Source organism: Asticcacaulis benevestitus DSM 16100 = ATCC BAA-896 (assembly GCF_000376105.1).
GTDB lineage: Bacteria > Pseudomonadota > Alphaproteobacteria > Caulobacterales > Caulobacteraceae > Asticcacaulis > Asticcacaulis benevestitus.
The window spans coordinates 290,032-314,790 of record NZ_AQWM01000001.1 but is presented as its reverse complement, the minus strand read 5'-3'; the positions used below and the strand labels follow the sequence as shown (position 1 = coordinate 314,790).

The 24,759-nt window shown below is 57.5% G+C and carries 22 protein-coding genes and 1 tRNA gene; 7 read left to right on the top strand and 16 right to left on the bottom strand.

The annotated features are described in order from the left end of the window. Positions 1 to 25: 25 nt before the first annotated feature. Positions 26 to 1,087 carry a tRNA preQ1(34) S-adenosylmethionine ribosyltransferase-isomerase QueA gene (queA, locus tag B060_RS0101560; RefSeq protein ID WP_018079989.1) on the top strand — a complete coding sequence of 354 codons (1,062 nt, stop codon included), beginning with the start codon at positions 26 to 28 and terminating at the stop codon, positions 1,085 to 1,087. Beyond that, complete coding sequence (tgt, locus tag B060_RS0101555; protein ID WP_018079988.1) at positions 1,084 to 2,205, top strand: tRNA guanosine(34) transglycosylase Tgt; 1,122 nt, start codon at positions 1,084 to 1,086, stop codon at positions 2,203 to 2,205. Before queA ends, tgt begins: the two co-directional genes overlap by 4 nt. Here tgt and B060_RS23705 read toward each other — a convergent pair. Then, positions 2,202 to 2,942, bottom strand: a complete 741-nt coding sequence (locus tag B060_RS23705) for a hypothetical protein (RefSeq protein WP_155847735.1) — start codon at positions 2,940 to 2,942, stop codon at positions 2,202 to 2,204. The genes tgt and B060_RS23705 overlap by 4 nt on opposite strands. Before the next feature lie 211 nt (positions 2,943 to 3,153). On the opposite strand from B060_RS23705, the gene B060_RS0101545 reads away from it, so the two are divergent. Then, a tRNA-Lys gene (locus B060_RS0101545) sits at positions 3,154 to 3,230 on the top strand. A 122-nt stretch (positions 3,231 to 3,352) separates the two neighbouring features. On the opposite strand, the gene hspQ is transcribed toward B060_RS0101545, so the two are convergent. Then, positions 3,353 to 3,697: a heat shock protein HspQ gene (hspQ, locus tag B060_RS0101540; RefSeq protein ID WP_018079986.1), complete on the bottom strand. Its 345-nt coding sequence runs from the start codon at positions 3,695 to 3,697 to the stop codon at positions 3,353 to 3,355. Between the two features lie 278 nt (positions 3,698 to 3,975). On the opposite strand from hspQ, the gene B060_RS0101535 reads away from it, so the two are divergent. Further along, the gene (locus tag B060_RS0101535; protein ID WP_026172504.1) at positions 3,976 to 5,169 is read left to right on the top strand and encodes a Ppx/GppA phosphatase family protein; all 1,194 of its coding nucleotides are present in this window, start codon (positions 3,976 to 3,978) and stop codon (positions 5,167 to 5,169) included. Between the two features lie 51 nt (positions 5,170 to 5,220). Here B060_RS0101535 and B060_RS23700 read toward each other — a convergent pair whose 3' ends face one another. From B060_RS23700 to flbT, 13 genes are all read right to left on the bottom strand, one after another. Beyond that, a complete protein-coding gene (locus B060_RS23700) occupies positions 5,221 to 6,102 on the bottom strand; it encodes a peptidylprolyl isomerase (RefSeq protein WP_155847734.1) in 882 nt (293 codons plus the stop codon). A gap of 18 nt (positions 6,103 to 6,120) precedes the next feature. Continuing rightward, positions 6,121 to 6,624, bottom strand: coding sequence for a pantetheine-phosphate adenylyltransferase (gene coaD, locus B060_RS0101525; protein WP_018079983.1), 504 nt, complete (start codon positions 6,622 to 6,624; stop codon positions 6,121 to 6,123). Positions 6,625 to 6,645: 21 nt separating this feature from the next. Continuing rightward, complete coding sequence (gyrA, locus tag B060_RS0101520) at positions 6,646 to 9,450, bottom strand: DNA gyrase subunit A (RefSeq protein WP_018079982.1); 2,805 nt, start codon at positions 9,448 to 9,450, stop codon at positions 6,646 to 6,648. 88 nt (positions 9,451 to 9,538) lie between these two features. Beyond that, positions 9,539 to 10,036, bottom strand: a complete 498-nt coding sequence (gene ssb / locus B060_RS0101515; protein WP_018079981.1) for a single-stranded DNA-binding protein — start codon at positions 10,034 to 10,036, stop codon at positions 9,539 to 9,541. Between the two features lie 213 nt (positions 10,037 to 10,249). Beyond that, a complete protein-coding gene (locus tag B060_RS0101510; RefSeq protein ID WP_018079980.1) occupies positions 10,250 to 10,717 on the bottom strand; it encodes a hypothetical protein in 468 nt (155 codons plus the stop codon). Between the two features lie 149 nt (positions 10,718 to 10,866). After that, positions 10,867 to 11,541: a hypothetical protein gene (locus tag B060_RS0101505; protein WP_018079979.1), complete on the bottom strand. Its 675-nt coding sequence runs from the start codon at positions 11,539 to 11,541 to the stop codon at positions 10,867 to 10,869. Between the two features lie 181 nt (positions 11,542 to 11,722). Next, the gene (locus B060_RS0101500) at positions 11,723 to 14,710 is read right to left on the bottom strand and encodes a hypothetical protein (protein ID WP_035423311.1); all 2,988 of its coding nucleotides are present in this window, start codon (positions 14,708 to 14,710) and stop codon (positions 11,723 to 11,725) included. A 180-nt stretch (positions 14,711 to 14,890) separates the two neighbouring features. Further along, the gene (locus tag B060_RS0101495; RefSeq protein WP_026172503.1) at positions 14,891 to 15,721 is read right to left on the bottom strand and encodes a flagellin; all 831 of its coding nucleotides are present in this window, start codon (positions 15,719 to 15,721) and stop codon (positions 14,891 to 14,893) included. Between the two features lie 146 nt (positions 15,722 to 15,867). Further along, on the bottom strand, positions 15,868 to 16,206 hold the full coding sequence (locus tag B060_RS0101490; protein ID WP_155847739.1) for a flagellar biosynthesis protein FlaG: 339 nt from the start codon (positions 16,204 to 16,206) through the stop codon (positions 15,868 to 15,870). Between the two features lie 103 nt (positions 16,207 to 16,309). Beyond that, positions 16,310 to 17,140: a flagellin gene (locus B060_RS0101485; protein ID WP_018079975.1), complete on the bottom strand. Its 831-nt coding sequence runs from the start codon at positions 17,138 to 17,140 to the stop codon at positions 16,310 to 16,312. Between the two features lie 301 nt (positions 17,141 to 17,441). Then, positions 17,442 to 18,272, bottom strand: coding sequence for a flagellin (locus B060_RS0101480; protein WP_018079974.1), 831 nt, complete (start codon positions 18,270 to 18,272; stop codon positions 17,442 to 17,444). 330 nt (positions 18,273 to 18,602) lie between these two features. Further along, on the bottom strand, positions 18,603 to 18,998 hold the full coding sequence (gene flaF, locus B060_RS0101475; protein ID WP_018079973.1) for a flagellar biosynthesis regulator FlaF: 396 nt from the start codon (positions 18,996 to 18,998) through the stop codon (positions 18,603 to 18,605). Beyond that, the gene (gene flbT, locus B060_RS0101470; RefSeq protein ID WP_018079972.1) at positions 18,988 to 19,383 is read right to left on the bottom strand and encodes a flagellar biosynthesis repressor FlbT; all 396 of its coding nucleotides are present in this window, start codon (positions 19,381 to 19,383) and stop codon (positions 18,988 to 18,990) included. Before flbT ends, flaF begins: the two co-directional genes overlap by 11 nt. A gap of 219 nt (positions 19,384 to 19,602) precedes the next feature. Here flbT and B060_RS0101465 point away from each other — a divergent pair, with 219 nt between their 5' ends. Together B060_RS0101465 and B060_RS0101460 are read left to right on the top strand one after the other, a co-directional pair. Beyond that, positions 19,603 to 21,507, top strand: a complete 1,905-nt coding sequence (locus B060_RS0101465) for a tetratricopeptide repeat protein (protein ID WP_018079971.1) — start codon at positions 19,603 to 19,605, stop codon at positions 21,505 to 21,507. Further along, positions 21,497 to 23,020, top strand: coding sequence for a tetratricopeptide repeat protein (locus tag B060_RS0101460; RefSeq protein WP_018079970.1), 1,524 nt, complete (start codon positions 21,497 to 21,499; stop codon positions 23,018 to 23,020). The genes B060_RS0101465 and B060_RS0101460 overlap by 11 nt, the downstream gene beginning before the upstream one ends. 116 nt (positions 23,021 to 23,136) lie before the next feature. Here B060_RS0101460 and B060_RS0101455 read toward each other — a convergent pair whose 3' ends face one another. Further along, positions 23,137 to 23,988 (bottom strand): universal stress protein, encoded by an 852-nt coding sequence (locus B060_RS0101455; RefSeq protein WP_018079969.1) that lies wholly within the window; start codon positions 23,986 to 23,988, stop codon positions 23,137 to 23,139. A 128-nt stretch (positions 23,989 to 24,116) separates the two neighbouring features. Here B060_RS0101455 and B060_RS0101450 point away from each other — a divergent pair, with 128 nt between their 5' ends. Then, complete coding sequence (locus B060_RS0101450; RefSeq protein WP_018079968.1) at positions 24,117 to 24,758, top strand: HD domain-containing protein; 642 nt, start codon at positions 24,117 to 24,119, stop codon at positions 24,756 to 24,758. Position 24,759: the final 1 nt, after the last annotated feature.

Genomic DNA, 24,759 nt, shown 5'->3' with positions numbered 1-24,759 from the left:
GCGTATTTTGCGGCTTTGAGACCGCATGCTTATTTCCGATTTTGACTTTGACCTGCCCGATGACCGCATCGCCCTGCGGCCCGTGGAACCGCGTGAGGCCGCCAGACTTCTGCGCGTTGAAGCTGACGGTGCCCTGATCGATAGCCGCGTTGGTGATATCGCTGATTGTCTGCGCGCCGGCGACCTGCTGATCGTCAACGACACCCGCGTTTTGCCGACACAACTCGATGGCCTGCGCATCCGGCCGGATAGCCAGGTAGTGATCGAGGCGACCCTGGTCAAAAGCACTGGCCCCGCACAGTGGCAAGCCTTTCTGAAACCGGGCCGCAAGGTCAAGCCTGGCGATGACTTGCTTTTCAAAAGTGACGCCACTGAACTTCGTGCCCATGTGTCCGCCAAGGACGACAATGGCCTGTATACGCTCGATTTTCAGCACAGTCCGCAAGAGCTGATGGAGCGCCTGCATATCGTCGGAGGCATGCCCCTGCCCCCTTATATTCGCTCGAAGCGCCATGAAGATGAGCAGGACAAGAGCGACTATCAGACGATCTTCGCCAGGGATGAAGGCTCTGTGGCGGCCCCAACCGCCGGTCTGCATTTCACGCCTGCCGTGTTGGAAAAGCTAACCACCAAGGGCGTTGGCATCGAGCATATCACCCTGCACGTGGGGGCCGGCACCTTCCTACCGGTCAAGGTCGATGACACCAAAGATCACGTCATGCACGCCGAATTCGGCATGATCACTCAGGCCAGCGCCGACCGCATCAATGCGGTACGCGCGGCTGGTGGTCGCATTGTCTGCGTCGGCACCACGTCATTACGTTTGCTGGAATCGGCCTGTGACGACGCGGGCGTCATCCACCCCTTCGCAGCCGAAACCGCTATATTCATCACGCCGGGCGTCAAGGTGCGCTCGTGCGATATGCTGATGACCAATTTCCACCTGCCAAAATCGACCCTCTTCATGCTTGTCTGTGCCCTCGCCGGTACTGAGACCATGAAAAAGGCCTACGCCCATGCTATAGCGACCGGCTATCGCTTCTTCTCCTATGGCGACGCTAGTCTGTTGAGTAACACATCACGATGAGCACTTTTCCCTTCAAAATTGAAGCCTCTCAAGGTCAGGCGCGTACCGGTGTCCTGAAGACGCCGCGCGGCGACATCCCGACGCCGATCTTTATGCCCGTGGGCACAGCCGCCACCGTCAAGGCGCTGACGCTCGACATGGTGAAACGGGCAAATGCCAAGATCATCCTCGGCAACACCTATCACCTGATGCTGCGCCCGACAGCCGAACGGATATCGCGTCTGGGCGGCCTGCATAATTTCATGGGCTGGGATGGCCCGATCCTGACCGACAGCGGCGGGTTTCAGGTCATGAGCCTGTCCAAGATTTCCAAGGTCAAAGAAGACGCCGTGACTTTCCAAAGCCATATAGACGGCTCTAAGCACGTCCTGTCACCGGAAAGGTCCATCGAAATTCAGGCGGATCTGCTAGGTTCAGATATCGTAATGCAACTCGACGAATGCGTCTCCTATCCGGCCGACGAAAAGCGCGCCCAACAGGCGCTGCAACTTTCCGCGCGCTGGGGCGTGCGTTCAAAGTCCGCCTTCGGCGCTCGCGACGGCCAGGCGCTGTTTGGTATCCAGCAAGGCTCGACCTTCGAGCACCTGCGCCGGGAATCGACCGAACGTTTGCTCGATATCGGCTTTGATGGCTATGCTATCGGCGGTCTGGCCGTGGGCGAAGGCCATAAAGCCATGTGTGATACGCTCGATTTCTGCGCGCCTATCCTGCCTTGGGAACGCCCGCGCTACCTCATGGGGGTCGGCAAACCGATCGACCTGCTCGAAGGCGTGGCGCGCGGCGTCGATATGTTCGATTGCGTCCTTCCAACACGCTCCGGACGTCATGGTCAGGTGTGGACCTGGGATGGACCGCTCAATATGAAAAATGCCCGCTTCGCCGAGGACGACGCGCCGCTTGATGCGACGAGCGACTGCCCGGCCAGCCGCGACTATTCCAAAGCCTATCTGCACCATCTGGTGAAATCGGAAGAAATTCTCGGCCAGATGCTGTTGTCCTGGCACAATATTGCTTTCTTCCAGGCTCTGATGATTCGGATACGCGCTGCCATTACCACCGGCACGTTTGACATCTTACGCGCCGATCTGCTCAGCCGCTGGCTAACCAAGGACGGTTAATGCTTCCGGCTGGAACGCTTGCGCGGCTTTTCCGGCACAAGAATCGGCTTGGGCTTGGTGCCATCCGTGAGGGTATCGGTATAGACGCGCGGAACAAACCATGATGGTGCGGCCGGCGGCGCACAATTCTTGTTCATGCCCACGCCTTTGAGATAGGCGCGACGCACCTTGCCCGCCTGTATGGCACGGTCCATGTCCTTCTGATGACGTTCGGCGCCCGTCACCTGACGTACCAGCCCGCGGAAAGGGATGATGCCGCGCGTGGCGTTACGCACGGAACCGCGCGCCATATCGCCTGCGGCTTCACTGCCTTTTTCACGCAAGGTGCGGGTATCAGCCGGCTGAGGCGGCTCATCGAAATCTGCACCCAGCAGGCTATCCAACTTCGTCACTTCCGCAGCGATCGCCGTACAATTATCAAGCCCCGTCAGATCGTAGGGCTTGGTAACAGCCTGGGTCAGAATTTCGGGAATATCCTGCTTGCGCAGATTGAGATCTTCAAGCGGCGCCATGACGGCATCACCCCAGCTATTGCTCTGATCTTCGTTGCTGGCGCGGACACCACGATGATCGTCAGAACGGGCGCGCTCATCCGGATTTCCCCGGCGCGAATCATCGGGATACCCCCTGGGATCGTAGTGGGGCTTGGAGGCGCAACCGGACAACAAAATTCCTGCGGCCAGCATTAGCCAGACTCCACTTGGGAACTTCATCTCTACGGCCTTAGTTGACGTCACTTACTGCCCCCTCGATACCAATGGACTAAGCACCATAAGCGCCCCTGTCCGGTCTTGCCTCGTTATAGCGTATTCGGGCCATAAAAAAACAATACATAAAAAAAAGCTTCCATTTCAACGCCTCGCGCTTGCGAAAAGGAAAAGTCCCCTCTATGAAGAGCCCACGTTGATCCACTCTTTTACGGAGCGGGTCAAGTCTGACTTTCTTCATGAGCGCGTAGCTCAGCCGGCTAGAGCATCTGACTTTTAATCAGAGGGTCCTGGGTTCGAGTCCCAGCGCGCTCACCAAGTCTTTTCATAGACTTGCGTGACATTTACATGAAGATACTGAGGACATAATGTCCTTATCCACCAAACTAATGACCGTGACATGAACCAGAACTGAACGGGCTCATGAAATCCGTGGCCGATTAATTGGCCATGCGCTGCTTGGGTAAATAACGGCCATTTTCGAATCGCTCGAAGATCAGGCGTGTTTGCGGATGGCTAAGGGGCTGACCTGTATTGTCTGCGCACAAATTGCCTTCGGAGGCATAGGCCACATAGCAACTGTCACCATTGGTGGCGAGCAGGTGATAAAAGGGCTGATCCTTTTCTGGGCGCACACTTTCAGGTATGGCCTGCCACCATTCTTCGGTGTTGGAAAACTCCGGATCGACATCGAACACGACGCCGCGGAATTCAAACAGGTTGTGCTTGACCACCTGTCCAATATCGAACTTGGCTGACCGCTGATCTGATGAATGGTCTGGCATGGTACGACTCGCAACCTCCGTTCTTATGTCACCATCATGGACTGAAGCGATATAAAAACGCACCGCCCTTCCCCACTTGGTTGTCAGATACGCAGCATTTTCACGAGAGACGATTAAGGTGGATTTCTTGCCAGAGCTGGCTGGCGTGTAATTTAGCGGTTGGCATGGACGATTCCGCGCCATAAGGTGAGCGAGAAAGAAGACCTGTCAAAGCCAAAAGGCCTTGGCTTTCAACATGGTGTTGAAACGGACTTCACGGATCAAGCGGGGTATGAGCCATGTATCGGGCTCCCTCAAAAGACCGCCGACGCGGCCAACCGGCCAGCGGTCAGCGTAACGCTCCTCAGGCGCCGCGTGGCGAGCCCGCGGTTATGTATGCTGCGCTCGATCTTGGCACCAACAATTGCCGCCTGATGATCGCCACCCTGCATAATTCGCAATTTCGCATCGTTGAGGCCTTTTCGCGAATCGTCCGTCTTGGCGAAGGCCTGGCGCATTCCGGTGAATTGCACGAACGCGCCATGGACCGCGCGCTGAAGGCGTTGAAAATTTGCGCCGAAAAGATCGAGAAGCGCGGCGTAACCCGGATTCGCGCCGTGGCAACGCAAGCCTGCCGCATCGCCGCCAATGGGCTTGAGTTTATCCAGCGCGTAGAACGCGAAACCGGTCTGAAGCTCGCCATTATCAGCCCCGAAGAAGAGGCGCACCTGTCCGTTCTGGGTTGCGCTTCGCTACTCGATGGCCGTGAGGTCAGACCTCTGGCACGCGCCGCCCTCGTGATGGATGTCGGCGGCGGCTCGACCGAACTGAGCTGGGTAGAACTGAGCCCTGAGCCGGTCGGCGATACAAGCCCAAGGATCGCCCTGCCCGAAGCGCAGGCCCTGGCGCAGAATAACGCCCTGCGCATGGCACCCCGGCAGCCAAAGCCGCGCTACTGGATTTCAATTCCAGTCGGTGTCGTCAATCTGGCCGAGCGTTTCCCAGAACCGGTATCCGGCGATACCTCGGCCTGGTTTGAAGCCATGGTCGAGGAGGTCAGTCTAAAGGTACGCGATTTCGCCGAGCCCGAAGCCCTCCGCGCTCATTTCGATTGCGGCGAGGCCTATATCGTCGGTACCTCCGGCGCGATCACGTCACTGGCGGGGATGCATCTGGAGTTGGAGCGCTACGACCGCTCAAAGGTTGACGGCCTGTGGATGAGCCATGACCAAGTCCAGACTGTCATTACCCGCCTGCTCGATCTGGGCCATGCCGGTCGCGAACTTGAGCCATGCATCGGCAAGGATCGCGCCGATCTGGTACTGGCCGGCGCCGCTATCCTTGAGGCCGTACAGCGCCTGTGGCCGTGCCAGCGGCTGCGCGTCGCCGATCGCGGTCTGCGCGAAGGTCTTCTGCTCTCGATGGCGAAAAAGAAAACCCGCCGTCGCCGCCGGCGTGGCCCCAAACCTGCCGCCGCCAACGTTCCGGCATAAAAAAAGCGCCGGCCCTCAGGCCCGCGCTTTTTGACGTAGAACAGTCGAAACCTACTTGGCGGGCGGGGTCACCGGCGTTTCAGCGGTGGCGACGGCCGGGGCATTGAGGATCTTTGACGGGATCGTTACGTCACAGGCCGAGAAATCCGCGCCCTTGTCCTTACGCACGGCCTCAAGCACGGTCTGAAACTGTGGCGAGGTCGTATCCATGATCTCGACCTGCGGACGCTCGGCTTCCGGAATGTCTGACAAGATGCGCACGCGCGTCATCTTGTCGGGATTGACCGGCGGTTCACCGATCTTGAGCTTACGCACGACATCGAGGCCGGAGATGATAGCGCCGACCGGCGTATAACGCTTTTCAAGAGCCGCATTGGCACCACGCATCAGGAAGAACTGGCTGTTGGCCGAATCCGGCGAATTGTCACGCGCCATGCCGAGCACGCCCTGACAATAGAGGCCCCAGGCCATCACCTTACCGTCGTTGGAAAGCGGCATCAGTTCATTGACCTGGCTTTGCACCGGCAGGGCGCCGACAAAGCCGATCAGCGAGCCCTTGGGGCGCACGGCCACGGTCAGCGGGAAGCTGGCGTCATGGCGCATGGTGAATTCACCCTTGACATTCGACAAGGTGGAACCGCCCATGCCGGTGCCTTGCGGATCACCGGTCTGAGCCATGAAGTCTTCGATAACGCGGTGGAAGATCAGGCCGTCATAGAATTTCTGGCGCGTCAGGGTAATCAGGCGCTCAGCGCTCAGCGGCGCCATGGCGGGATACAGTTCAACAATGACCTGCCCCTTGGTGGTATCGATCACCAGGGTGTGGTCGGCATCCGGCGCGCGATAGCCCGGATCAAGTGCAAATGCGGATGTCGCTGCCATCAAAGCCGCTATTGCCCCCGCCCAGAGCGTCTTCTTTTTCAACACTGACATCAAGTCTTCCTGTTTAAGTTACCTTGTGACCTTGCCCAGCAAACGTTCCGCCACGCTGGGGGCCACAAACGGCGCGATACTGCCGCCCAATTGGGCTATTTCTTTGACCAAACGCGAGGCAACTGCCTGGTGTCGTGGATCAGCCATCAAAAAAACCGTCTCAATCTCACGATTAAGCTGTTGGTTCATCGCTGTCATCTGGAATTCGTACTCGAAATCCGCCACGGCACGCAAGCCGCGAATAATGACGCCGGCACCAAGCTCCTGCGCGAAATGCATCAGCAGGCTGTCAAACGGCCTGACCTCGACGCGATCCCCAAGATGCGCCACCTGTTCACGCACCATATCGACGCGCTCATCAATGGTGAACATCGGTGACTTGCCGATATTGCGCGCCACGCCGATCACCAGCTTATCGACCAGCTTGACAGCCCGGCCGATAATGTCGCTGTGACCATTGGTGATCGGGTCAAACGTACCCGGATAGAGGCCTATTCTTTGGCCTGTTCGTTCGACAGTCATTGCCCCTCCGCGGTAGCGTGATCAGGTTTGCTCGCCCGACACTGCGCCTTCATTGGCTTCATCATCGCCCGAGTCAACGATCCGCTCGACCGAGACGACCTTCTCACCGCCCGATGTGCGGAAGATGGTGACGCCTTGGGTGTTGCGGCTGGCAATCCGGACTGTGGTTACGTTGGTACGGATCAGTTGTCCGCCCGATGTCACCAGCAACAGACCATCGGTCGCATCGATCGGGAAGGAAGCCGCCAGCTTGCCGCCGCGCTTCGAGAGGTCGATGGCGACAATGCCCTGCCCCCCGCGACCCGTACGACGATAATCATAGGAAGACGTACGCTTGCCAAAGCCAGTGTCGGCCACGGTCAGGATAAATTCCTCGGCCGCCGTCAGTTCGGCGATACGTTCCGGCGTCAGATTGGCCTCGCCGACATCGCCTTCGTCTTCGCTCTCTTCAACAGCGACGACGACAGCATCATCGCCCTCTTCGCTACTGGCCAGAGCCGCGCGTTGTTGAGCCGCATATTTGAGATAGGCGGCGCGCTCAGCCGGTGTGGCATCGACACGGCGCAGAATCGCCATTGAAATCACGGTGTCTTCACCCGCCAGGCGCACGCCGCGCACCCCGGTGGAATCGCGCCCCTTAAAGACGCGAACCTCATCGACGGCAAAGCGGATCGAACGACCGCCCGCAGTGGACAGCAGCACATCCTGATCTTCGTTACAGACCGCCACGCCGACAATGGTGTCGCCGTCTTCCAGCTTCATGGCGATCTTGCCGGCGCGGTTGACGTTGACGAAATCGCTCAGCTTGTTGCGTCGGATATCGCCCGACCGGGTAGCGAAGATGATGTCCTGACGTTCCCAGGCGGCTTCATCCTCCGGCAGGGCCAGAATATTGGTGATGGTCTCACCGCTATCAAGCGGCAGCAGGTTGACGAACGCCTTGCCTTTGGATTGCGGATTGCCGAGCGGCAGGCGCCAGACCTTGAGTTTGTAAGCTTTTCCGGTCGAGGAGAAGAACAGCATCGGCTGGTGCGTGGTGGCCGAATAGACCCCAATAATTGCGTCTTCGTCCTTCATCGCCATGCCGGAGCGGCCCTTGCCGCCGCGATGCTGCTCGCGATAGGCTGCCAGCGCCGTGCGCTTGACGTAACCGGAGTGCGTCACGGTTACGACCATCTCCTCACGCGGGATCAGGTCTTCATCCTCAATGTCGCCTTCACCATCGAGAATGGTAGTACGACGCGGCACAGCAAACTGTGCACGCACTTCAAGCAGTTCTTCGCGGATAATACCGACGATACGCTCACGCGAACCGAGGATTTCGAGATAGCCGGCGATGGCGTCAGCCAGGGCGCGGGCTTCCGTGCCAATTTCATCGCGGCCAAGGCCGGTCAGGCGTGACAGGGTCAGGGCCAAGATGGCACGGGCCTGTTCATCGGTCAGACGGACAGAGCTATCCGCCATGACAATCGAACGCGGATCGGCGATCAGGTCGATCAGCGGCGCCATATCGCCGGCCGGCCAGACCCGCTGGGTCAGGCGATCGCGCGCTTCCGCCGGATCGGCCGACGAGCGGATAATGTGGATGACTTCATCGATATTGGCGACAGCAATGGTCAAGCCAACCAGCACGTGGCCGCGATCGCGCGCCTTGTTCAGTTCGAAGCGCGTACGCCGGACCACCACCTCTTCGCGGAATTCAAGGAAGATGTCGAGCAGTTGACGCAGGCCCATCTGCTGCGGACGGCCATGGTTGAGCGCCAGCATATTGACGCCGAAGCTGCTTTGCAGGGCCGTATAGCGATAAAGCTGGTTGAGGATGACGTCGCCCGAAGCTTCACGCTTCAGCTCTATCACCATCCGCATACCGTCGCGATCGCTTTCATCGCGTATGTCTGAAATGCCCTCGATGCGCTTCTCGCGCACCATGTCAGCGATGTACTCTGTCAGGGTCGCCTTGTTGACCTGATAGGGCAACTCGGTGATGACAATGCCTTCGCGATCCTTGCGCAGGGTCTCGATCGTCGCCTTGCCGCGTGTCACGACCGAACCACGGCCGGTCATCAAAGCGTTGCGCGCCGCCGTGCGGCCGAGAATTTCACCGCCGGTCGGGTAATCCGGCCCCGGCACGATATCAAGCAGTTCTTCCAGCGTGATCGCCGGGTTGTCGAGCATGGCGACACAGGCATCGACGATTTCGCCGAGATTGTGCGGCGGAATATTGGTCGCCATACCGACAGCGATACCGCCTGCCCCATTGACCAGAAGGTTCGGGATACGCGCCGGCAGGACGGTCGGTTCTTCTTCCTTGCCGTCGTAGTTGGGCTGGAAGTCGACCGTGTCCTGTTCGATATCCGCCAGAAGCGCCGCCGCCGAGGTCGCCATACGGCACTCGGTATAGCGCATGGAGGCCGGCATATCGCCATCGACCGAGCCGAAATTGCCCTGACCGTCGATGAGCATCAGCCCCATCGAGAACGGTTGAGCCATACGCACCAGGGCCATATAGACCGAAGCGTCGCCGTGCGGGTGGAAACGACCGAGCACGTCACCGACGACGCGGGCGCACTTGGAATAGGACTTCGACGGCTGCATGCCCAACTGGTGCATGGAATAGAGAATGCGGCGGTGAACGGGCTTGAGGCCATCGCGTGCATCGGGCAGAGCCCGCGACACGATCACGCTCATGGCGTAATCGAGATAGGAACGCTTCAGTTCATCCTCGATGGTGACAAAGCTGATACCGGCCGGCGGTTGCCCGCCAGAGCCTTGACCGGGCTCTTGATCGTCAGGGCCTAAACTCTCGTAAGATGTCGTATCGTTCATGAAATCAATATCTTATGTGCATCACCATTCCCGCGTATTTGCAGGAATGGTGAGGGTTAAAATGCGTAACTAGGAGACCTGCCTGACCTTAGAACGGGATTTCGTCGTCAAGATCGAAGTTTTGCGGAGCGCCGGCCGGGGACGCCTTCGGACCAGAAGACGCCGGAGCGCCACCGTAGGAATCTTCGTATTGATCATAGCCGCCGCCGGAGGCGGCGCCACCGCCGCTGTCACCACGCCCCCCCAAGAGCGTCAGGTTGCCATTGAACTTTTGCAGCACGACTTCGGTCGAGTACTTCTCAACACCTTGCTGGTCCGTCCATTTGCGCGTTTGCAACGAGCCTTCGAGGTAAACCGACGAACCCTTGCGCAGGTACTGCTCGGCGATCTTGGCCAGGTTGTCGTTGAAGATGACGACGCGATGCCATTCGGTCTTTTCCTTGCGCTCGCCCGAAGACTTGTCCCGCCAGGTTTCCGAGGTGGCGATCGTCAGGTTGGCGACGCGGTCGCCCGAATTGAGCGTGCGGATTTCTGGGTCCTTACCGAGGTTACCTACCAGAATGACCTTATTGACACTGCCTGCCATTGTCTTCGTTCCTTATCTTTGACCGCACCACCATCACGGGCCGATCCATATATCCCAGACGCTTTGCGCGCCCATTTGTTCACACGACCGATTCATGACGAATCAAGCACGCCTGTCAGCGAGTCGAATAGTTAACACTAGAGCCTTCTGCCGCCCATGTGAAGGGCCGCCAACGCAAAGCCCGCTTAAGCAGCCGGCAGTTTCCACAGATAGTTACTTCTTGTCGTCGGACGGCATTTTCGGCAGGTTTTTGGGCACCTCGACCGTCACCTGTTTGTCAGGAAGATCCTCTTCACGCATGACAGAACCGGGCGCCACCAGACGGCCATCGGGCGCCTTGACCAGCAGCGGATAGGCCGGCCCCTCATAACGCTGGGCATAGCGGATTTCGTGGTTGTCGAGGAACAGGAAATTGCCCTGATAGCTGCCGGCGGTGAAGGTGCCCGCGGTGCCGGTGCGCAACAGGTCCATACGGACGTTGTAAAGGCGCGCGGCGCAGTGTTCCAAGTCAGGCTCATTCTTCGAGACGACGTTGAACTTGTATTCATCCTTGCTGGTGTGGCCGATGAAATAACAGGTGCCGAGATCGCGTGGCGCCTTCACCTTTTCAGTACAACCGTTCAAGGTGGTGGCCGCCAGGGCCGCTGTCAGTCCCAATACCAGAATTGCTTTGGTCTGCATGGTTTTATCCTCTTGTCATCCGCCCCTGTATGGGGGCGATTTAATCATGATACGCCAGTCAGCACCAAGAAAATTATGGTCAAGGCTATGTGATGTAAAACAAAAGGCGGACACATGGCCCGCCTTTAAAAAAAATGTAGACGTCAAGCCTAGCGCACCATCGGCACCGAACAGCCCTGCTCCTGATCGACCAGAGGGCGGAAGGTGGCGTTATCATCCGATTGCTCGACACGCTTCGGCACCAGACGCAGCGTCTTGCTGCCCCAACGGCCGTAAGAGGCCTGTCCTGGCGTGACGCAGCGCTGATCGAACAACAGAATGGCACACTGTCCTAGGGTGACATTATCCGACAGCCGGTTCCAAGAATTACTACTGAAACGCAAGCAGGCGGCAGTTGGGCCAGAAGCCGCGCGTGTATCCGGCACAACTTCGGCGCCTTGAGCCGGATCCGCCGGTTCCACACCGGCGATAGCGCTGGCAGGCGCACCTGGCACCGGCACGAGCGAGGCCGTGGGAGCGGCCGTCAGGTTGCCGGCGTCATCAACACCAACATCAAGCTTTTGCGCTGCCACACCGTTCTTCTTGGCGCAGTCACCGAGGGTCAGATCACCGACATAGGCGCCATTGACGTAACAGCGTAATGGCTTCTTGGCGTCGAGCGAGGGCGAAGGATCAGCGACGGTGAAGGTCAGCCCTGTCGGCTGATCGTTCATCTTCTCTTCGTCCTTATGGCCATGTGACAGGCCCATGGCCAGCACGATACCGACCACAATGGCGACCGTGGCGCCAATAGCAATGGCAATCCAACGCTTTTGATCCTTCACTCGAAGAACTCCCCTCACGACGTCCGGCTGACGTGCCGAAACGCACCTTAATCATAAGGATGCTGCGAAAATATGGCAGATCCCATCAAGGTTCATGCCATTTTGTCTGCATCACAGAGGGATAGTAAAGGCCCTTTTCCGCCGCGCCTGTCAAGCGTCTGCGGACGTCATACAACTGCCTTCAAGCGCCGCCGGTCAGACGGGTCAGCGCCGCCTGATAGTTGGCAATCTGATTGGTCATGTATTGCGGAACCGTGCCTCCGGACTTACCGGCTTTCTTGGAGTCGCTTTCCTGAGGGTCGCCATAACGCAGATAGCTGTAAGCCTTTTGTACGCTTTTCATGGTGCCCTTCAAGGTGTCAAGCGCCTTGGCTATATTGGCCGCGGAGTTGAGATTGAGGGCGTTATCGAATTCCAGCCCCATCGCCTTTTGCGAGGTGAGGTAATTGCTCGACGAGGCGTCCATGGTTTTGCCGGCATCGTTTGTGATTAGGCCCGAGGCCAGACCAAGGCCTTCAAGCGCATCCTTGCCAGCCGGACCACTCACGATTTGCATTTGGCTCGTCTTGTTGGTCGGCGTCAAATCGAGGCGATCGATCTGCTTGCCCGTGATCTTCTTGACCTCGGCCGTCAGCTTATAGCCCGACGCCCGCGTGATCTTCTTGGCCAGGCTTTCGAGCGTATCATTGGCTTCGATGGTGACGGTCTTCTTCACGCCGGTCTTGGGATCGACGAGATAAAACTGATCGCCGGTGCGAACACTGGTGCCCGCTGTAATCAGCTTGGAATCCGTGGTCTCTATCTTGCCGAGCGGCAGCCCCAGGCGATCGAGTACACTCGACGAGTCCTTCGAGATCGCGATAGCGTTGGGCGTGACCATGCCGTTGGTGCCGGTATAGCGGGTCTGGTATTCGACCTGACCATTCTCGATATTCATTCGCGCCAGATATGCGTCGGTACCGTTGACCTTGGTCGTGCCATCGATGGCGCCGGTGGTCGAACCTGATATCCACGCCTTGCCATTGGCGAACTGCACCTTGGCGTTCTTTTCAGCGCCTGTGCCGCCGTAAAAGGCGATCTTGTCGTTACCGTTCGCGCTCAGATCCTTATCAACTGACAGCGCAAAAGCATCATACCCGCCGGCATAGTTGGTGGTGTGATTACCGGTGGCGCTCAGCAGATCGCCCGATCCGGTAGAGCCGCCGAGATAGACCTTGCCGTCATAGATCGACATGCCGCTGATCGTGCCGCCGCCGATACCGCCGAGATCGCGCGAGGTGCCGAGCGCCGCCGTGTATTTAGTCGTCGTGACACCCTTGGCGTCCGTCGTGCTGGTCGAGCCGAGACTATAACTTTTCAGCGTGGCGTTGCCGGCTTCGACACCCGCCACATAGAGCGTATTGCCGTCGGTCATGACCTGCGACACGTTATCGGTTTGCGCCGTGCCCGTCTGGACCGTGAACTTATGCGCGCCGGTGGCGGTGAAGCCCATGACATAGCCGTCCCAGCCGCCATTGGCCTGACCGCTGGCGCCTTGCATCAGGGCCTGGGTCTTGCCGCCGACATAGACCGAACCGTCATCTGCAAAGGTGACAGAAGTGGCTTCATCCGCGGCGTTGCTGCCCCGGCGCTGCGTCCATTGCTCGACTCCGGCCGCGTCATAGACTGTGACAAAACTGTCTGTGGTCGTGTCGTTGGCCCCGTTCAGGCTGGTCGTCGTGGTCGAGGTGCTGCTGCTAGCATTCGCCCCTGTACCATAGGTGGTCGTCTTGGTGGTTGCAACATTAAGGGCGCCGGTCACCGACCCTGTCACCGCCACCTTGCCGTCGCTCGATACCGCCAGGGCCAGACCCGAAGCGGTATCGGATGAACCAAGCGTGCGGGTGAAGACGATCTTGCCGGCCGAATCATATTTGATCAGCGCGACATCCTGCGTGCCCTTGATCGTCTGGTCGTCGGTCGTATCGTCGATATTGGCAAGCACATAGAGCGAACCGTCAGGACCGGCAACGGTCTGCAAGGCGTTGGCGATGGTGTCATCAGCAGTACCGTTGGCGTCCACACTGGCCACCGTATTGGGCAGGACAGTCTGCCCCGCCTCGCCCGCCACCCAGTATTGCGCACCGACCTTGGAGATTGGATCGCCGGGTTGCGTGGCCGTACTGGACGTGTCGGTCTGGAACTTGATGATCTGCGAGGTCACCGCATTGGTCGTGGTCTTCGTGCCGTCGCTGGCCTTCTTGGTCGTGGTCTCCGTCGGGTCGCCGGTCGTCTGCACGACATAGACCGAATCGGCTACGGCCGGGGCGCTCATGGTCAGCGCTTCGGTGGTGACGCCCTTGATCTGGAGGCCGAACGTATCCTGCCCCGCCGACAACGTGACCGTCTTGCCATTGACAGTGGTAGTGGTCGGCACGGCAGCGGTGCGATTGACCACGAATTTGGTCTGCAAACCCTGATCTTTGAGCTTGCCATTAATGAACGACACCACGTTCGACATGCTGCGCGTTTGCGTACCCATTTCCGACAGGTCAATATCGACGTTGAAGGGCGTGGCCGTACCGATCTTCTTCACGCTCATTGAAAACTTGATGTCGCCTTCAAAGGCCTTGACCGCGGTCGTGGCCGAACCGGTATGAATGGCCGGCGCCGTGTAGACGGTATCGGTACGGGCCGTACCGACCGTACCCTTCAGTTCGCCGGTTAGAGTTCCGGCGCTCAGTGACAGGTGGTCATAATCCGTGCTGGCCAGATAGTCACTGACCTCGGATATGCCAGCGGTAAAACGGCGCTGAACCGCCGCCAGGGTGAGCGGCGATGTTTTGCTGTCCTGCGCCTTTGTGGCAAGGCCCTCCAACGCACTTAAGCCCTGGTAGAGCGTGAACAGCTTGGTGTAATCGGGCGAAGCGCCGGCAACGTTCGAGGTGACGGCGTTGGCGTTGATAAACCTTTGACCGGCCAGCACCTTGGTGACCAATTGGCTTTCAGACAGCATGCCGGTGCTGCCCGTCCAGGGCGCGCGCGGCGCATCGGCCATACCGGTAGGTGAAAGCGTCTTGCTCGTGTTGCTTGATGAACCAGACGTGCCCGAAGACGAAGACTGGGCAGTGAGACCCAATTTCGAATTAAAATAGCTCGTCAGCAATGCGGCATCGAACGAGGTGGACACGGACGGACACTCAGGACTTTTCAGCTGGAGAACACGTATAGCTCAGCAGTATCGCTTCATAATCCTTAAGAGTCATTAACACGCACGGTTAAAGCGGTCCGCTTCCCATACGCCGCAGAGCTTTAACGCACAAAAAAAGGCAGGCTTTCGCCCGCCATTTTCCTATGATTTCACCGCCGCCTACTTGAAGAGCGAAAGGATCTGCTGAGGCGATTGGTTGGCTATGGATAGCGCCTGCGTGCCCAGTTGCTGCTGAACCTGAAGCGCCTGCAAACGTGAACTTTCCTTGGCCATGTCAGCATCGACCAGATTTCCGATACCGCCGGTGATCGAATCCTGAAGCTTGGAGACGAAGCTGAGGTGGCCCTCGATCTGTTTGGCTTGCGAACCCAGCGCCCCCAGGTTGGCATTTAGATTGTCGATCGAGGTATCAAGCTTGCTAAGCAGGGCCGAGGCGCCCGACGATGTCGAAATGTCCGAAGCCGCCGAAATGGTGATAATCGGGCCACCGAGCGCGATGGTACGAACGCTGAGCGTGATCGACGAATCGGCATCGGCGTTGGCGATAAACTGAATGGCGTTTGGCAGCGAACCATCGATAATGTTTGAGCCGTTAAAAGTCGCGTTTTCGACGACGTGGCTGATCTGGCCCAGAATGGCCTTAAAATCGCTGTTCAGCGCATTACGCGAAGTCGTGTCGATGGAACTATCCATCGCACCGACCACCTTTTCGCGCAACTGGTTGAGCAGATCTGATACCGACTCACCGGCCGCCAGCGAAACGTCGGCAATCGAGGACGCGCGGTTAAGGCTGTCCGTAACCGCCTTCAGGCCGCCCAGATCGGATCGCTGACCTTGCGCGATTGCGTAGACGGACGCATTGTCCTTTGCAGAGGATACCGCCAGACCCGTGCTGATCTTCTGTTGCGCATCCTCCAGCTTTGTGTTGGTTGCATTCAGATTCTGTAAGGCAATCATTGCGGAGGAGTTCGTGTGAACGCTCACTGTCATTGGCCCAAATACCTTCTATAAAAACGCCGACTCAGCAAAGTCTTAACGTTTATGGTAAGCAAAAGGTTAACGAGCGCAAACGACTTTTACCGCGCATTCACAAATGCACGGTGGATATGTTGGATTTTTGACCTTAAAACTTAAATTTAAGCGTCTGTATTAATTACGGAACCAGCCTTGTAGCTCGTCGACTTTCTCATCTCGACAAGCTCCTGACGCGGCATGACACGTACCACTTCACCGGTGTAACGATCGATGGCTTTATAGACCCAGTCCCCCGTCTTGGGATCCTTGTCGACTGTCAGGCGCAACAGATAGGCGGGCGCACTGCCTGAATTCTGGCCATCTGAAAGGTCGGGCTGACTGTCGTTCTTGGAAGGCTCGGACGAACTGGTGCTGGCGATTTCCTTAGGCACGTCCGGCGCCCGCTTGATCTGCGAGACGTCGTTGGTCACCTGTGGAAAACTCAAGACATTATTGATCATCTCCATGATACGCCGGCGATAAATCGCTTAAGCGCCCTCTGATTATATCGGAATTGTGATGATGAGTGGGAGGCGGACCTGACGACCCGCCTCCCCTTCAGTCTTAGCGGAAGAGGCTGAGAACAGTCGAAGTCGACTGATTGGCGATGGACAGAGCCTGGATACCGAGCTGTTGCTTTGTTTGCAGAGCTTGGAGTTTGGCGCTTTCCTTGGCCAGATCGGCGTCGACGAGGTTGCCGATACCGGTCGTGATCGAGTCCTGAAGCTTGCCGACAAATTCTGCATGGTTATCAACCGCCTTGGCGGAGGTACCCAGCTTGGCAAGCGAGGCCGAAACGCTGTTGATCGAGGAATCCAGGGTGGTCAGCAGCGCGGCAGCCGACGAAGCGGTGGCGAATGAAGCATCGCTCGCCAGGGTGATGATCGAACCGCCGAGCGACAGATTTTGTCCAGCGATTGTAAGGACGCTGGAGCCGTCGGCATTGGCCAGAGCCGTGATCTCAGTCTTGCTGCCGTCAACGAGGTTGATACCGTTGAAGGAGGCATTGGTCAGAGTCTTGGTGATCTGGTCGCGGATCGAGTTGAAGTCGTTTTGCAGAGCGTTACGGCTTGTCGTATCCAGCGAGGTATCGGAAGCGGCCAAGGCCTTTTCCTTCATCTGGGTCAGAAGATCCGAAACGCCTTCACCGGCGGACGAAGCGACATCAACAACCGAAGTTGCGCGTGACAGCGAGTCCTTGACGGCGTCGAGCGACGACACGGTCGAACGTTGGCTTTGGGCGATAGCGAAAGCCGCGCCGTTATCCTTAGCGCTGCCAACTTTCAAACCGGTGTTGATGCGGTTTTGAACGGTTTGCAGGTCGGAGTTGGTTTTATTGAGGTTTTGCAGGGCAATGAGGGCACCAGCATTGGTGTTGACGCTATTCACGGGCATCGGTCTAGTCTTTCTTCTAGATGTTAACCGGCGACGTTTTGTCTGCCGGCGGCATTTTGCCTGATCCGAAGGCTGCAAGAAGAAGGCCAGAACTTACGACTTTTTCAAAAAACTCTAATGAATTGAATTGCTTGACTTTAAACTTGTTTTAACCCTGTTTTCACTAGGCAAATTCTGCCCAAGTGCGGCAACTTTTGCCGGGTCGGCAGATTTTGCCCGCAAGGTAGCGCTCTTCGCGCCCCACTCAGGACGACGGAAAGGTAGGCCGGAGCGAGCGGTCAACTCGCTCCGGCTTATGAGTTTACTTGAACAGACTGAGAACCTGCTGTGGAGCCTGATTGGCGATGGAAAGAGCTTGAACGCCCAGTTGCTGCTTAGTTTGCAACGACTGTAGCTTAGCGCTTTCTTTTGCCAGGTCAGCGTCCACGAGATTGCCGATACCAGCCGTGATCGAGTCCTGTAATTTACCAATGAAGGTCAAATGGGCCTCCAAAGACTTAGAAGACGTCCCCATCTTGGCGAGCGCCGCAGACACATTGTTGATAGAAGCATCAATGGTCGTCAGCAGGGCGCCAGCCGAAGAAGATGTGGCGAAACTGGCCGTCGTAGCGAGCGTCACAATCGAACCGCCAAGGCTCAGATTTTGAGCCGCGACTGTCAGTCGGGATGTGCCATCGGCGTTAGCCAGGGCTTCCAAACCTGGAAGGCTGCCATCAATCAGGTTGATACCGTTGAACTTGGCATTCTGCATGGTCTTGGTGAGTTGGTCACGCAAGGCCTCGAAATCCGTATTCAACGCAACCCGGCTGGTGGTATCCAACGAGGTGTCGGAAGCTGCGAGTGCTTTCTCCTTCATCTGAGTGAGCATATCCGAAATGCTTTCACCCGCCGACATGGCCACATCTACCGAAGATGTCGCCCTGCTAAGCGAGTCCTTGACAGCATCCAAGGACGAAACAGAAGCCCGCTGGCTCTGAGCGATCGCGAAGGTCGCGCCGTCGTCCTTGGCTGAAGCCACTTTCAAACCGGTGTTGATGCGGTTTTGAGTGACCTCCATTTGGGAATTGGTCTTGTTAAGGTTTTGCAGCGCGATCATTGCGCCAACATTGGTGTTCACCGAAACGTTTGTCATCGGATTTCCTTTCCATTCTGGTCGGGGAGATTTTAAACGGCTTTTGCCGCACAGCTATTTTAGCCATGCTAAGCAAAGCAAGGTTGGGGCCATAAAAAACCACCCTAGAATTTAATATAAACAATTGAAATATATTGATATTTTTATATTGCGCTTGCACGAATCAAAGCTCTGACGCAAGCCAAGCGGCAATCATTCCGGCAAAACCTGCCGGGGCGGCAATTTTAACCGCGCGTTAGCCATGTTTGCACAGAAGGCCAAAGCTCAAGACAGCAAAAGGCCCGACGCTCTAGGGCGCCGGGCTTCTGTGTGACCTTCTTATTTAGGTGATTAACCTACAGACTGACGTATGGCACTTACGCCCTCTTGAGCGTTTTCCACCGGGGCGAGGCCCTGCATAATGATTCGATTGACATCAATGAGCGGCGCGATCTCTTCCTGGTTACGCATCACCAGAGAGGTGTGCTTATTGACCCAGATCGACAGCGAAATAATATTGGCCCGAACCTGTTCAGGCAGTCCATTGCTCGACAGCGAACAATCATTCCCCAGCATCGACCACATGCGACGATTCCAGTCGAGCGCGTCCATACGTTCGCGAATCTGGCTCTTGTCCATGCGCTCCGCTTCCATCAGGGCGCGGGTCACCTGACCAAACAAACGATACTCCGTCTGACGCGGATTTTCGGCACGTGCCGCGGTGGTCTGGTACGCCTTAAGCGACATGTCCCAATCTTTCGTCTTCGTACTCAATCAAACGCCGGCAACTCATGAGCGCCTTGTAATATTCATGCGCCATCAGGCTCTTGGAGACCGTCACACATTCCGCCAAAATTAGCGGATTGGAGATCACCCCCATGAACTCCGACATGCGCCGCAGAAATTCATCGTAATATCTATCTGCCCCTGCCTCATCGAGGTACATCATCATCACCGGGAAATAGACGTGACGCGCCGGAGAGGTCACTTCGCTCTCCTGCATGATGTCTTTCTCGCGCAGCACCGAAGCCTTGTTCTGCAAGACGAGCGAACAGCGGCGATCACCGTTTTGCACGACGGCACCATTCAGGACGAACTTTTCCCCAGGCTTCAAGGATAGTTTTAAGGGCATTTTCTTTCCTTCGGATCTGCAGGCACGCGCAAACCCGTCATGGGTCTTTATTGCACATACCGAGTTAACAGCAGGTTTAATGACGTGAAACGCCGGTCATTTCTGCTCCGGTACAGGCCAAACAACGGAATGGCTTTGCCCCGGTCTCCATATTTCTTTAGGATGTTTCAGGCGAATCTCTGTTTACAGGATGGCACGTCAGTGCCTTTGGAGCTAGTCATGTCGCTTCGCGTAAAACAGCAAAAGAAATCAGGCCAGAGTCTACCGGCAGCGCCCATTGGTTTGTCGATTTTTAATGCTGGCGCGCCAACAGCCCCTGCCTCGCTGGCGATCCATGTGCCAAACGATGTCCCCACATTCAAGCCGGTTGAGGTGCTCAATCCGGCGGCGCAGATTTTGGGCGATTCCGGATCATCTGAAGCGCTGAAAATCCTGCTGAGCGCCACCGAACATATCAAGCGCACCGATACGCTTAATCTCCTGAAAGATGCGCTGGAGCTTTTCCGTAAGGGCGATTGGCAAGGCGGCGGCGAGTGCGCGCTGAAAGCGCTGCATGTTGACGAAAAATCCCCGGAAGCCTGGCATATCCTCGCGGTATCGCGCGACAAGTGCAACGATTTCGCCAGCGCCATCACCTGCTATGAGACCGCCCTAAAGCTCCAGCCGGAAAATCCGGCCATCGCTAACGATCTCGGGCGCCTCGCCTACAAGATGGGCATGAACGAACTGGCGGAGAAATTCTTCCGCTTTTTCCTGGCGAAAAGCCCGGGCCACATCGAGGCTGTCAACAATCTTGCCAGCGCCATGAGAGAGCTCAACAAGCTGGATGAGGCGATAGAGTTGTTAAGGGGGGCCATCGGCGACACGCCCAACGACGCCCAGTTGTGGAACGCGCTCGGCACCATCGTCAACGCTCAGGGCGACATGGCCAACGCCATAATCTTCTACGAAGAGGCTTTGCGCCACAACCCGACCCACGTTCATGCCCGTTATAATCTTGGCAATGCCAAGGCTGTTGCCGGTGATGTTGAGGGCGGTCTGCAAGACCTGCTGACGGCCTTGCCGATGTTCAACGATCCAATCAACACCAACACCTGCAAGCTCAGCATCGCCTTCTGTTACCTGCATTTGCAGAACTTCAAAGAAGGCTGGAAATGGTACGAGGCGCGCGACAAGAACGATACCTCCGAGAAGGTCCACCACATCATTAATCGGCCGCGGTGGAAGCCCGACATGCCGGTCAAGGGCAAGCGCATCTTCGTCTCGGCCGAGCAAGGGCTTGGCGATGAGATCCTGTTCGCCAATATTCTGGAAGATCTGCTGGCAGAGATTGGTGACGACGGCCATCTTGGTATTGGCGTGGAACCGCGTCTGGTGCCGCTCTTTCAAAAGGCCTTTCCAACCGCCACCGTGGTCAAGCACCACACCACAAAACACAAAAATCTGCCCGTCCGTCTGTTCCCCGATATCATCCATTGGGAAACCTATGACTATTGGTCGATCATGGGGGACTTCCTGTCACGCTATCGTCTGAGCATTGATGACTTCCCCACGACGACCGCTGAAGGCGCGCCTTACGCCTTCCTGAAGCCTGATCCCGAGCGTGTCGCCTACTGGAAAGCCATCCTGGATGGGCTCAACGACAAGCCGAAAATTGGCCTTTTGTGGAAAAGCCTGATCAAGCATTCGCGCCGCGACCGCTACTATTCGCCTTTCGCGCAATGGGAAGATATCCTGCGCCTCGATGGTGTGCAGTTCATCAATCTGCAATATGGCGACACCACGGAAGAACTGGCCCTGGCGAAGGATATGGGGTTGGATATCTGGACGCCACCCGGCATCGACCTCAAGAACGATCTCGACGATCTGTCAGCCCTGTGCAGCGCCATGGACTGCATTCTTTGCCCGGCCAATGCCACCAGCAATATCGCCGGCGCCGCCGGCGCCACGGTCTGGCTGATTACCCCAACCAATTCCTGGACCTGTCTCGGCACCGATTATTTCCCATGGTACCCGTCGACCCGCGCCTTCTTCTCGGACTCGCTGCTCGACTGGGCGCCGGTGATGAACCAGGTCAGGGATGCCCTTGTCGACGTCTTTATCGATAAGCCCCATGTCGCTTAAAGACCTTATGGCGCAAGCCGCCAACGCCGAAGCGGAACTCAACCTGCCCGGTGCCTTGGAAGCTTACGAATCCGCACTAGCCCTGGCGCCGGAATCGCTCTATATCGCCGCCCGTCTGGCGGCGCTGGCCTTCCGGCTCAACCAGTGGCCTATGGCCGAGAAACTATTCTCTCATCTGATCACCCACGGCCAGCACGACATCGAGACCATTGCCAGTTTCGCCGCCGCCTTGCGCGAACAGGCGAAATTTGATGAAGCCATCGACGTGCTCAAGACTGTGCTGGGACAAAAACCCGAAGAGTCGGCTTTGTGGGAAGGCCTCGGTTCCGTCATGGTGGCGCAGGGCGATATCGGCAATGCCCTCACCTTCTTCAACGAGGCCCTACGCCTGACGCCCGGCAATCTGCACGCGCGCTTCAACCGGGGCTGCGCCCTGATGGATAGCGACGACAAGACGACGGGCCTGGAAGAACTCGCCGCCTGCGCCACCGCTTTTCATGACCCGGACAACCTCGCCTCGGCCCAGATCGCCTATGGTCAGGCCTTGCTGGCGACCGGCCGGATTGCCGACGGCTGGCGCGCCTATGAGGGCCGCGAACGCTACGGCACGACACGGCAAGTTCACTACAGCCTGTGGTCACGGCGCTGGCGCGAAAGCCAGCCACTTGCAGGTCGCAACCTATTTGTCAGTGCCGAGCAAGGCCTCGGCGATGAAGTGCTTTTCGCCTCAATCCTGCCTGATCTGATCCGCGATCTTGGCGCGGATGGCCACCTGAGCCTAGGTGTCGAGCCACGTCTTGTGCCGCTTTTCCAGCGTAGCTTTCCGCAAGCCTCCGTCGGGGCGCACCGCACCCAGACAATCGATGGTGTTTTGCAACGTAGTTTTCCGGATATGGATACCGGCGCCTCCGATGGCTGGGCGCTGATGGGCGATTTCCTGCCGCTTTACCGCAACAGGATCGAAGATTTTCCCGCCGCCAACACGTTCCTCAGGCCCGACCCGCAGCGCGTCGAGCACTGGCGCGGCTATTTGAACGCGCTCAGCGACAAGCCCAAGGCCGGCATCCTGTGGAAGAGCCTGAAAAGCGACGCACAGCGCGATCGCTATTTCGCCCCCTACGAGCAATGGCGCGATGTCCTCAAACTGGAGGGCGTCACCTTCATCAATCTGCAATACGGCGATTGCCGTGAGGAACTGGCGCAAGCTGCCGCCGAAGGCCTGTCCATCCATACCGCTCAAGGCATAGACCTCAAGGACGATCTCGACGATCTTTCGGCGCTGTGCACCGCCATGGATGTCATTCTCGGTCCTTCCAACGCGACGAGCAATATCGCGGCGGCCTGCGGTGTCTCAACCTGGATGCTCAGTCCCGCAGGTAGCTGGCTCAGGCTCGGCCAACAACATTATCCCTGGTATCCAAGTGTACGCCTTTTCAGTCCGCCGCATTTGAACGATTGGCAACCCGCTATGGACGATATGCGTCTGGCGATGATCGAGCGCTTCAGGCTCTAAGTTTAGGAAATCGACCCGGTCGACACCGATGCCTTCACTTTCAAAACGCAAGACATCTAAAGCCTCACCTTGCGCCACTCTTCACCGATCCTGTTCGACAGCGTGATCTACGCGCTTTAGTGCGCCATGTAGAGGTTAAGCTGGGTATTTTGCAGCAAGGCCCGTGTCGTGCCGCCAAAGGCGAACTCGCGTAGCCGCGAACGGCCGAACGCACCGGCCACCATATAGTCAGCCTTATGGCGTTCGTTGGCACTCAGAAGCTGACTGAGAATATCGCCCTTTGGCAGCACTTCGATCTCAACAGCCAACCCGTGCGAGGCATAGTAGGCAGCCAGGCGGTTCAGATCGGAAGGCGGATCGCCGCACGGTGCGCCAGTAACCACAACCTTTGACGCCTTTTTCAGCAGCGGCAGCGCCCGACGCGCAGCGCGCGATGACGGCTCACGACCATCCCAGGCCACAAGAGCCGTGCCGCCAATATTGAACGGTTTGCGCGCAATCAGAACGCCGGCGCGTTCTTCCATCAGTACCTGCTGGAAGGCCTCGGAAAGCATGCCCTGCCCCTTGGCGCTTAGCTCGGAAAAGACCATCAGGTCCGACAGGCGCGTTTCCATGGCCAGATCCTGCCACACCGGCGAGTTCAAGGCGGTAAAAAACTTACCCTCATAAGCGATGGCGCCGAACTGTGACCGCGCCATGACCTCGGATTCCTCCGCCGCCTGTTTCAGACTATCCATGGTCGACATCTGCACCGTGCCCATAAAGCCTTCGCCCAGCCAGGGTGCCAGTTCGGCCGGATCAGGTGGCGTAAACAGGATATTCAATTGGGCGTCAAACGCTTCGGCGACCTGCGCCGCCAGCTCAAGCGCCAGGGTTTCCGTGACCGCGCCACTGACCGGAACACTGATGCGAGACCATGCCTGACCTGTGACCTTTTGCAGGCCTTGCTTTACGATGCTGTCAGCCATCTGTTTCTCCTGTTTTTATGTATAGTCGCTATTTTGCCGCCCAAACCCCGGAGGCTTGCTATAGTTATATACCCTCTGAGATAAAAACCCGATGCGACAATTCGCATTTTGACCTTTCATGTGACACTATGTCTACCCCTGCCGCCAAATCAAAACCGAAACTGAAACGCACTACCAAGGATGCACCGCCGCGCGCCTGGCAAAGGATGCTGTCTGGCCGCCGCCTTGATCTGCTCGATCCCTCTGCCATCGATATTGAGATCGACGACATAGCGCTTGGCCTGTCGCGAGTGGCGCGCTGGAATGGCCAGACCTTGGGGGCCTATGGCTTCAGCGTCGCCCAGCATTGTCTGGTGGTTGAAGAGATCTGCGCCCATATCGACCCCCATATAACCGTGCCGCATCGCCTGATGGCCCTGCTGCACGATGCGGCCGAATACGTCATCGGCGATATGATTTCCCCCTTCAAGGCGGCGCTCGGCTTCGATTACCGGCGCTTTGAAAACCATCTCGAACAGGCCATCCATATCCGCTTTGGTCTGCCAGCCCTGATGCCGGCGCCGGTCAAAAAACTCATCAAGCAGGCCGATCACGCCTGCGCCTATTTCGAGGCCACCCAGCTTGTGGGTTTTTCCGATACCGAGGCGCGTGAATATTTCGGCGAACCGCCCACAGGTTACAGCCTGACCATCACGCCCCTGTCAGACCGTCAGGCAGGCGAAGCTTTCGTGGCGCGGTTCAATCACCTTCTGTCCGAGATGAAGCGCTGAC